Below are 10,427 nucleotides of genomic sequence, written 5' to 3'. Positions count from 1 at the left end.
TTAATATCCCGCCTTGTTTTTAAAAAAGCAGGGCGATTTTTTTAAGTTTTTTTATGATGTAAATAATTATAATGGTTTGTTTAAAAAATATGTTCTTTTCCCTTTCTGATAAAGGGAATTTTTTTGCCAAAATTTAAAATCAATTAAAAAATACAAATGTAAATATTGTTAACATATAAAAAGTGTGACTAATTGTGAATTGTTTGTTATAATAATTACCTATAATATTGATTAGAATTCGTAAAAATTGACTTAAAAAGACAAGAGGTAAAATGACCAATAAAATATCTATCGGACTTGATGTAGGCTCTACTACGATAAAAACAGCCGTTTTGGATGAAAATAAAAACATAATATATAGTTCTTATCAAAGACATTATTCCGATATAAAAAAGACATTGGTTGATGTCTTAAATGAAATATTAAAAAGATTTGATAGCTTTAGCATAATGGTAACCGGCTCGGGCGGCATCGCCGTTTCTAGATGGTTGGATATACCTTTTATCCAAGAAGTTGTCGCGGGCGTGAAAGCCATTGAGGTTTTCGCGGACAGGACCGATGTCGCCATAGAACTAGGCGGCGAGGACGCCAAAATCACCTATTTTAACAACGGCAGCGTAGAACAGCGTATGAACGGCACTTGCGCGGGCGGCACGGGCGCGTTTTTAGACCAAATGGCAACGCTTCTTAATGTAGAGATCGGCCAGCTCAACGACTTGGCTGCGCAAGCCAAAACTATCTACCCTATCGCTTCACGATGCGGGGTTTTCGCCAAAAGCGATATTCAGCCTTTGCTCAACGACGGCGCGCTTATCACGGATTTGGCCGCCAGCGTGTTCCAGTCCGTAGTCAACCAGACTATTTCGGGTCTTGCCTGCGGCATGCCAATAAGGGGCAATGTCGCGTTTTTGGGCGGGCCTTTGCATTTTTTGCCCGAGCTTAGAAAGCGTTTTATTGAAACTTTAAAATTAAAAGACGATGAGGTAATCGTTCCCGAAAACTCTGAAATATTTAACGCCATTGGCGCGGCTTTGGCGGCAGGCAATGACATTAAAACCAATAAACAACTAGAAACCAAGTTAAGGGCGCTAGAGGATATTGAGGAACATGAAATTATGAGGCTGCCCGCGTTATTTTCTTCAGAGGAAGAATTAGCGCAATTCCGCGCGCGGCACAGCAAAGCCAGCGTTCCCCACGGCGATATTAAAAAGACGCAAGGCGCTTGTTTTTTGGGAATAGACGCGGGCTCCACGACCACAAAGGCGGCGTTGATAGATTCCAAAAATCAAATAGTTTATTTTTGGTATGGCTCTAACGGCGGCAATCCCTTAAAGTCGGTTATAAAAATATTAAAAGAAATTTACGCTAAATTGCCCGACAGCGCCTATATCGCCTACTCTTGCGTTACAGGCTATGGCGAAAACCTTATAAAAAAAGCGCTTGGCGTTGACATGGGCGAAATTGAAACAATGGCGCATTATACGGCGTCGGAATATGTCCTGCCCGGCGTGGATTTTGTGTTGGATATCGGCGGACAGGATATGAAATGCTTGCGCATAAAAAACCAAACCGTAGATAGTATTTTGCTTAACGAAGCCTGCTCCTCGGGCTGCGGCAGTTTTATAGAAACTTTTGCTTCCGCTTTGGGCTTAAAAGCCGAAGAATTTGCCAAAATGGGCCTCATGGCCGACAATCCCGTGGACTTGGGCTCAAGATGCACGGTATTTATGAACTCTCGCGTAAAACAAGCCCAAAAAGAAGGCGCCAGCATAGGCGATATCAGCGCGGGACTTTCGTATTCCGTGGTTAAAAACGCTTTGTATAAAGTTATAAAAATAAGAGACCCCGAAGAACTTGGCCAAAAAATCATTGTCCAAGGCGGAACATTTTTGAACGAGTCTGTTTTGAGGGCTTTTGAGATTGTCAGCAAAAGGGAGGTTGTGCGTCCCAATATAGCCGGGCTTATGGGAGCGTTCGGGGCGGCTCTTATAGCCAAAAAATCTTATAAAGGACAGCCTTCCACGCTAAAAACTTATGACGAGATTATTAACTTAAAGCCCCAAAAAGAAACCAAGCATTGCAAGCTGTGCGGCAATAGATGTCTTTTGACAATAACAAGTTTTGCGGACGGTCAAAAAATTATTACCAACAACCGTTGCGAAAGGGGCGCGGGCGAAGAATTGCCGCCCGGGCTTTTGCCCAACCTTTACCAATACAAATACGAAAGGCTTTTTAAATATTATAAAAATCCCGAAAACGCGCCAAGAGGAAAAATCGGTATCCCCAGAGTTTTGGGAATGTATGAAAACTATCCTTTTTGGCATACCTTTTTTTCAAGGTTAGGTTATGAAGTGGTTTTGTCGCCCCGTTCGTCGCGAGCGATATTTGATTTGGGCATAGAAACAATGCCTTCAGAATCGGTTTGTTATCCCGCTAAATTAGCGCACGGGCATATTATTTCTTTGATAAAACGCGGCGTAAAAACTATTTTTTATCCATGCTTGCCTTACGAACAAAAAGAAGATCCCAAAGCCGATAACCACTATAACTGCCCTATCGTATGCATGTATCCCGAAGTCTTAAAAAACAATATTGACGAACTAAAAAAAGACGTGGAATTTATCTCACCCGTTTTGCCGCTCAACAACCCTAAAAAATTGAAAAAAAGGTTGCGCGAAGTATTTAGCCATATAGATAAAAACGAAATTCATAATGCGGTTGACGCGGCTTACGAGGAAGACGCGCATTTTAAAAAAGACATTAGAAAAAAGGGCGAAGAGGTGCTGCAAGAGCTTATCCGCACGGGGAAACGCGGGATTGTGCTTGCGGGACGCCCTTATCATGTTGACCCCGAAATTAACCACGGCATAGCCGATATGATTAATAGATACGGTTTTGCTATCCTGACGGAAGACAGCATTTGCCATCTAAAGACGACGCCCAGGCCATTAAGAGTTATGGACCAATGGACTTATCATTCGCGTCTTTATGCCGCGGCCGAGGTAGTAAGGCATACGGACAATCTAGAAATCGTCCAGCTTAACTCTTTTGGCTGCGGATTGGATGCCGTCACTACCGATCAAGTTATGGAGCTGATGGAAGCTGCCAACAAAATTTATACCGTGATAAAAATTGACGAAGTCAATAATTTGGGCGCGGCGAGAATTAGAATACGGTCTTTGATTGCGGCGGTAAACGAGCGCGCAAGGAAAAATGTATGCTGCGTCCCTCCCCCCGCGCTTACGCCTAAAGTTGATTTCACCAAGGCGATGAAAAAGACGCATACCATAATCGCGCCCAATATGTCGCCCATTCATTTTGTGTTTTTGGCTGAAGCGATTAGGCAATCGGGATATAATATCCAGGTTTTGCCCGAGTCCGATCCGGGCGCGATTAATGTCGGGTTAAAATATGTAAACAATGACGCCTGCTATCCTGCCATTATCACTCTGGGACAAATCATTAACACTTTGCAAAATGGCGGTTATGACCTTAATAAAACGGCTGTTATAATTTCCCAAACAGGCGGCGGATGCAGAGCAAGCAATTATATCGCCCTTTTGAGAAAAGCGCTAAAAGACGCCAATATGGGACATGTGCCTGTTATCAGCTTTAACTTGGTCGGGCTTGATAAATGCAGCGGATTTAGGATTACTTTTCCTATGCTGATAAAGCTTATAATGTCGCTAATTTATGGCGATTTGTTTATGAGGGTGCTGTATGCGGTCAGACACTATGAAAAAGAACCGGGCAGAGCCGATAGATTGCTCAAAAAATGGGAGAAGCTTTGCTTAGAATCCTTAAAAAGCCTAAACTTGTTTAAGTTTAGAAAAAATCTTATCAATATCATAAGAGAATTTGACGCTTTGCCCGTCCATAATATCAAAAAACCGCGCATTGGTTTGGTGGGCGAAATTTTGGTCAAATTCCATCCCGGCGCAAATAACCAAATCGTAAAAATCATAGAACAAGAGGGCTGTGAAGCGGTTATGCCTGAGATGCTGGACTTTTTCTTGTATGGGTTTGAAAATGCCACTATAAAATACAGGTTGTTAGACGGGACTTTGTGGTCTAAGATAAAGAACGATATTTTAATTAAGATTGTAGATTTTATCCGCGCGCCGATGATAAAAGAACTCAAAAAGACTAGGTTTGGCTATCCTTTGGACATAAAAACTAAGGCCAAAATGGCAAGCAAGGTCGTTTCATTGGGCTCAATGAGCGGCGAAGGCTGGTTTTTGACGGCGGAGATGCTTGAGCTTATGCGCGAAGGCGTCCATAATATTGTGTGTATGCAGCCTTTTGCGTGCCTGCCCAACCATGTGACAGGCAAAGGCGTAATAAAAGAACTAAAACGCCAAAATCCCAAGGCTAATATCGTAGCCATTGACTACGACCCCGGCGCAAGCGAAGTCAACCAATTAAATAGGTTAAAATTAATGCTGGCCTCGGCTTTTAAAAACCTAGAGAACAAAGAATAAAAACAGCCTAAAAGTTTGGAGGCTGTTTTTTGTTGTTAAGGCTTTATATTGCTATCTTATGGGCGTTATTATTCCGCAGGCTATTTTAAGGCCAGAGTTGCCGGCAGGCTGCGCGCGGAAATCGTCGGGTGATTGATGGATTAATACGGGTTTGCCTAATACTTCGTTAAGCCTAAATCTATCTGTAATAAATCTCATAAACGCGCTCCCGTCCGACATAGGCATAATTATGGGCAAATCGCCCGCGTGATTGGGGTGTATCGCGTTGGTCGGGTTGTAATGCGCGCCCGTTTCGGGAAAAGGATTGTCTTGTGTCCCGGGCTCGCAAGAGTTGCCATCATGAATATGAAAGCCAAACGGTCCTACCGCCAAATCCCCTTCCCTATAAAACGGCGGCAAATTATGTACCCTTACTATTACTTCCACGCCCTCGCTTAGCTGCCTGAACTCTATTTCGCCGTTTATATTTGGATAATGCGGACCGCCTTTAATTACGGCAATCGCCCGCTCGGCATAATTTCTAAAAAACATAAAAATCTCCCCCCAAAATTAATTATTATCTTATCTTATATATGCTTAAGGCTTGATTATTTGTGATAAAAAAACAGCTTCCAATGACGGAAGCTGTTTTTTTATTTAACGCTTTATAACCACTTCTTTATAATTTTAACAAATCTTGCAATCCCGCTTCAAAGTTAACGCCAAATCTTACATCGGTTTTGGCTTCAAACGACCTTTGGATGCTTGAGGCCGTGAATTTGACCGCTATCTCTATGGCTCTATTTAAAGGCTCTTTATTGACCAAGGCGGCGGTAAGCGCGCTGCCAAACACATCGCCCGTGCCGTGATAAAATCCGTTTATCTTTTTTGAAAAAGCGTAGCTTATTTCATCCCTTGCCTTGTCATACGCCGCGGCGCCTAGATTTTCTTCGTCAAAAAATACGCCCGTTAAAACCACTAGATTGGCAAAAGCCGATAGTTTTTTTAGCGTCTTTTCTATGTATTCTGGTTTATATGGACCGGGACTGTATGGCTCATCCACAAGCAACGCGGCCTCGGTCATATTGGGGACAATTATGTCGGCTTTTTGGCACAACTTTTTCATGCCTTGGGGAAAATTATCGGGAAAAATTTTGTATAACTGGCCATGGTCGGCCATTACGGGATCGACTATTATAAGATTGTCTTTGGTTTTTAGCATATCAAAGACTTGGGCTATAATATCAATCTGCTCAAAAGAACCTAAAAATCCCGTATAAATAGCGTCAAATTCTAAATTGAGGCTTTGCCAATGCTTTACTATGGGCAAGATATCCTCGGTCAAATCGCGATAAGTATAGCCCGTAAAACCGCCCGTGTGCGTTGATAAAATAGCTGTGGGGATAATGCTCGTCTCTATTTTCGCCGCCGAGATGACAGGAAGCGCGACCGTCAAGGAACATCTGCCAAAGCATGATATATCATGTATTGCGACAACGCGTTTTTGTCTGTCCATTTTTACTCCATTTAAAAATATTTATATCAATAGTATTACCAAACAAACACGCTGTCAACTTGTTTAAACTATAATTCTATTTTTTGGGGAAAACTTTGCTTTCTCATAATATTCCACATTTTATCTATATACGAGAGCGTATAAAATCTTTCAAAATAATAGAAATAATATGTTCCTCGTTTGGTCAAATAATAAATATTATTTTTCTTTTTTAAAAACCCTAAAACGCGCGCTAGGAATAATTCAAAGCCATAATTTTTGCGCAGGGATTCGCCAAAAAACTTTTCAAAGTCTTGGGGGTTAATAATAGTGGAATACGCCGTCCAAAACAAATAATAAATCATGCGCTGGTGTTTGGTGAAACGGCAAGTAAGCGCGGTAGGCAAGCGGTTGCTATTAATTCTGTTTATATATTCTTGAACATCAAAAGTATTTATCTTAAATTGACGGAGCAATAGCGTCGTGGCCGAGCAACCAAAGCCCAAAAAGTTCTGCCTGGTCATTGAGGAATAATGCCCGCCGTCTTTGGAAAAGGTCCATATAGAAGTGCGCTCATAGCCTTTTTGTTGGCAATAGTCCAAAATCTTATTGAGCAATTTTCTTTTTTGTCTTAAGGTCGTTTTTTGTTCGGGTTGAAAAAAAGAAAACTCAATCAAAGGATATATCGCCACATGGTTGGCTTGACACCCAAAAGCAATCTCAAAATCTTTTTTTAGGCTTTCAAATGTCTGGCCGGGTATGCCAAATATAAAATCTATTGATACCGTTTCAAAGGGGTATTTTAAAAGCAAGTTATTTAATTTTTGGATGTCTATTTCATTTTTTCTTCCCAAAAAATTTAGGCAATTTTCGTCAAAGGATTGGACGCCTATGCTTATCTTGGCAATTTGCGCTTGTTTTAACTTTTTAAAAACATCGTCGTTCAAGTCTTGCGGATGCAGTTCTATCCCTATGCCTTCGGTTATAATAAAGTATTGTTTTACCGCGTCAATAATTTCTCCTATCGCATCAATGCAAAGGCAAGGCGTCCCGCCTCCAAAATACAAGCTGGTGACGCGCTTTTTATCGCCGGATTGTTTGCCGACCATATGGATTTCATTGATTAACGCGTTTATGTAATTATCGGCCAAATCTTTTTGGTAGACTGTTTTGCAATAAGGACAAAAAGGGCAAATCTTGGCGCAAAAAGGAATATGTATATAAAGACCTAGATTATCCAAAGACAAATAATCTAGGTTTTGGTCGCATTCATTTAAAAAGACAAAGGGCTTTTTTGTTCTTGTAAGGATAGTCCTGACAAAATTAATCCAATTCATATTTTTTAAAAATTACTCCTTAATCGCTTAAAGTTAAATTACGGCCCAAATGGATTATGCCGCGCGCTTTAATACCGTTAATATCAAACTTCGCCGCGCTTTGCAAAACCGTATAACCATCGTCGTCATAAGTAAATTCAAACTCGGTTTCTTTTTGGCATTTTATAACTAACTTTTTACCGTCCAAAAATTTGGCCAAAAACACAAACCTGCTGGGTATAATGTCTTTAATCGGGATTTGTTCGGGCGAAATAACTCTATCCAAGCACACGGTTTTGGCGTCCGAAAGTTTATAACCTATTTGGATTTTGCCGATTTGGCAATCTATCAAATGGATGCTGATTGCTTGGCTGTTTTCGGTCAAAATATAAAAGACGATATATCTTTTGATTTTTTTTAAATCCTTTAAGCCGTAGGCGCGGTTTCTTATCGCGGGCATGTCTATCTCGGTCTTCTTGCCGCCTAGATTTAACACGCCTTGAAGCCTGCCCGCTTGTTCGTAAAACACTTGCCGATTATCAAAAAAGTTTATAAACTTTTGCATGTCTAATTTTTGAACGGCTAAAGTTCTGGCGACCGCTTTTGTGTTTATATGCTTGGAAAATTCAAAAATTTTAGCGCCTGCCGTAAATTCTCCGTCTAACACCGTAGGGATTATACGCGCGCCTTTTAGGCTGCGCCAAATGTTTTCGGGCGTTTTGACGCCCTGGAGCACCCCGCCGCTGTATTGTATCTTCCATTTTTTGCCCGCTTGCAAACATGAGGTTTCTATTAATGTCTGGTTGATTAAAATTTGATGCGCGCATATAAAATTATTGTCCAAAAGGTCGCGATAGGCAAACCAAATCTCGCTATTGCCCGAGCCTCTTTGGCCCAATCTCATAATAATGCTTTGGCCGTCCTTAGAGTGCCCTGAAAAATAATAGCTGTTGTTTTGGTTTTTGGGAGCGTCTTCGCTTAAGGTATAAAACTCCGCATAGCTTTCGTCAAAAGGCTTTTTCTTGTCTTTGTTTAGAAGCGCTTTTATCGCCTGAGTCTTTAAAAATGTTTTTATCGGCATAGTATCTCCTGAAAACTGGTTGTATAAATAATTACCATATATAAATCTTATAATCTTTAATATTATAACAGACCTTTGCCAATTGTGTAAATGTATTGCTTTTATAATAATGTATTGCCATAAATATAGCAAAGAACTCGCTTAAAAAAGCTAAAATATGATATAATGTCAAAGCGCTAAAATTATTTGACGGAGTTTTTTATGGACATTAAAGCAATCTTATCGGCTGAATTTGACTTAAGCCCTATTCACGCTTCCAATATCATTGAGCTTCTTGACCAAGGCAACACCGTGCCTTTTATAGCAAGATATAGAAAAGAAATGACGGGCGCGTGTGACGACCAAAAACTAAGGGTATTTGTGGATAGGCTTGACTACCTAAGAAAATTTGAAGCGCGCAGGCAAGTTATTATACAATCGCTCAAAGACCAAAATGTTTTTGACGAGAAGTTGGAACAGGCTTTGAACGGGGCAAAGACCTTAACCGAATTGGAAGACATATACAGACCTTATAAGCCCAAGAAAAAGACGCGGGCGACTGTCGCCGCGGCAAAAGGGCTTGCGCCTTTGGCGGATTTAATTTTTGGGCAAAATTTGGGCGAAGATGAAATTAATGCCCAAGCGCAAAAATATGTCAATGAAGAAAAAGGCATCAATAATGCCCAAGAAGCGATTGCGGGCGCTTTGGATATTATTTGCGAAAAGATGTCGGATGACGCCAATGTAAGAAAAGCGATAAGGGAATTGTTTTTTGAAAAAGGCTATATAGTCGCTTCGCTTGTTGAAAAAGAAAAAGATGCCAATGATCGCATAGATGTTTATGAGATGTATAAAGACTACAAAGAGCCCATTAAGACAATTCCAAGCCATAGGATATTGGCCATTAACCGCGGCGAAAAGGAAAAATGTCTTAATGTAGCTTTGGAACTGGACGAGGAGTTGGTTCAAAATGTTATGTATAAGGCCTTTATAAAAGACGGGCCGACTTCCTCGCTTATCAAAGCGGCGGCAAACGACGCCTACAACAGGCTTATTAAGCCTTCTATCCAAAGAGAAGTAAGAGCCGAGCTTTTTAAAAAAGCCTCCGAGCAAGCTATAAAAATGTTTGAAACCAACCTAAAACCGCTAATAATGCAGCCCGCTATCAAGAACAAAGTTACAATGGGCATTGACCCCGCATACCGCACGGGCTGTAAGATAGCCGTTGTGGACGGAATCGGAAAATTTTTGGACAAGGCGGTTGTATATCCTACCCCGCCTCAAAACAAAACAGAAGAAGCCAAGGCGGTCTTGAAAGAACTTATCAAAACGCATAATGTGGAGCTTTTGGCTATCGGCAACGGCACGGCGTCCAAAGAAACCGAAATTTTTGTAAGCAGGCTTTTGAAAGAAATGCCCGAATATAATTTGTCTTACGCCGTGGTAAACGAGGCGGGCGCTTCGGTTTATTCGGCTTCCAAACTCGGCGCTGAAGAGTTTCCTGACTTGGAGCCCGAGCACAGAAGCGCGGTAAGCATAGCAAGGCGGCTTCAAGATCCCATGGCGGAGCTTGTTAAGATTGAGCCACGTTCTATCGGCATAGGCCAATACCAACATGATATGCCCCCCACAAGGTTGGACAGCGCCCTAAAAGTCGCGGTTGAGGATTGCGTCAACAGCGTAGGCGTTGATGTTAACACGGCAAGTATTTCGCTTTTGTCGTATGTGGCGGGACTTAACGCAAACATCGCCAAAAATATTATCAAATATAGAGAAACTAACGGCAAATTTGAAACCCGCGACGAGTTGCTTAATGTGCCTCAATTGGGTGAAAAAACATTTCAGCAGTGCGCAGGGTTTTTGAGGATCGTGGGCGGTCAAAATATTTTGGACAATACCGCCGTCCATCCCGAAAGCTATGAGGCGGCGCAAAAGTTATTGGATATGTTTGGGCTTGTTATTAATGATTCCGATTCTATGGCCAAATTGCCCGAGCTCGTAAAAATAAAGGGCGAGCAAAAGGTCGCCCAAGCTTGCAATATAGGCGTCCATACTCTTAACGATATTATTGAAGAGCTTTTAAAGCCCGGCAGGGA

6 protein-coding genes are annotated in these 10,427 nt (G+C 41.5%); 2 read left to right on the top strand and 4 right to left on the bottom strand.

What is annotated here, in order from left to right:
- Positions 1–272 precede the first annotated feature (272 nt).
- Positions 273–4,481, top strand: a complete 4,209-nt coding sequence (locus GX756_00320; GenBank protein ID NLC16315.1) for a 2-hydroxyacyl-CoA dehydratase — start codon at positions 273–275, stop codon at positions 4,479–4,481.
- A 51-nt stretch (positions 4,482–4,532) separates the two neighbouring features.
- Here the strand turns inward: GX756_00320 and GX756_00315 are convergent, their stop codons facing one another.
- The 4 genes from GX756_00315 to GX756_00300 all read right to left on the bottom strand — a co-directional run bounded on the left by GX756_00315 (position 4,533) and on the right by GX756_00300 (position 8,352).
- Complete coding sequence (locus tag GX756_00315) at positions 4,533–5,012, bottom strand: superoxide dismutase family protein (GenBank protein ID NLC16314.1); 480 nt, start codon at positions 5,010–5,012, stop codon at positions 4,533–4,535.
- A gap of 127 nt (positions 5,013–5,139) precedes the next feature.
- The gene (locus tag GX756_00310; protein NLC16313.1) at positions 5,140–5,976 is read right to left on the bottom strand and encodes a pyridoxamine kinase; all 837 of its coding nucleotides are present in this window, start codon (positions 5,974–5,976) and stop codon (positions 5,140–5,142) included.
- A 68-nt stretch (positions 5,977–6,044) separates the two neighbouring features.
- Entirely contained in the window at positions 6,045–7,292 is a 1,248-nt protein-coding gene (locus GX756_00305) for a radical SAM protein (protein NLC16312.1), read from the bottom strand.
- 19 nt (positions 7,293–7,311) lie between these two features.
- Positions 7,312–8,352: a hypothetical protein gene (locus GX756_00300; GenBank protein NLC16311.1), complete on the bottom strand. Its 1,041-nt coding sequence runs from the start codon at positions 8,350–8,352 to the stop codon at positions 7,312–7,314.
- Positions 8,353–8,553: 201 nt separating this feature from the next.
- Here GX756_00300 and GX756_00295 point away from each other — a divergent pair.
- Positions 8,554–10,427 (top strand): RNA-binding transcriptional accessory protein (locus tag GX756_00295; GenBank protein NLC16310.1); only part of this gene is annotated, 1,874 nt, incomplete at its 3' end.

Source organism: Clostridiales bacterium, from assembly GCA_012512255.1.
GTDB lineage: Bacteria > Bacillota > Clostridia > Christensenellales > DUVY01 > DUVY01.
This window is presented reverse-complemented; position numbering and strand designations above follow the sequence as displayed.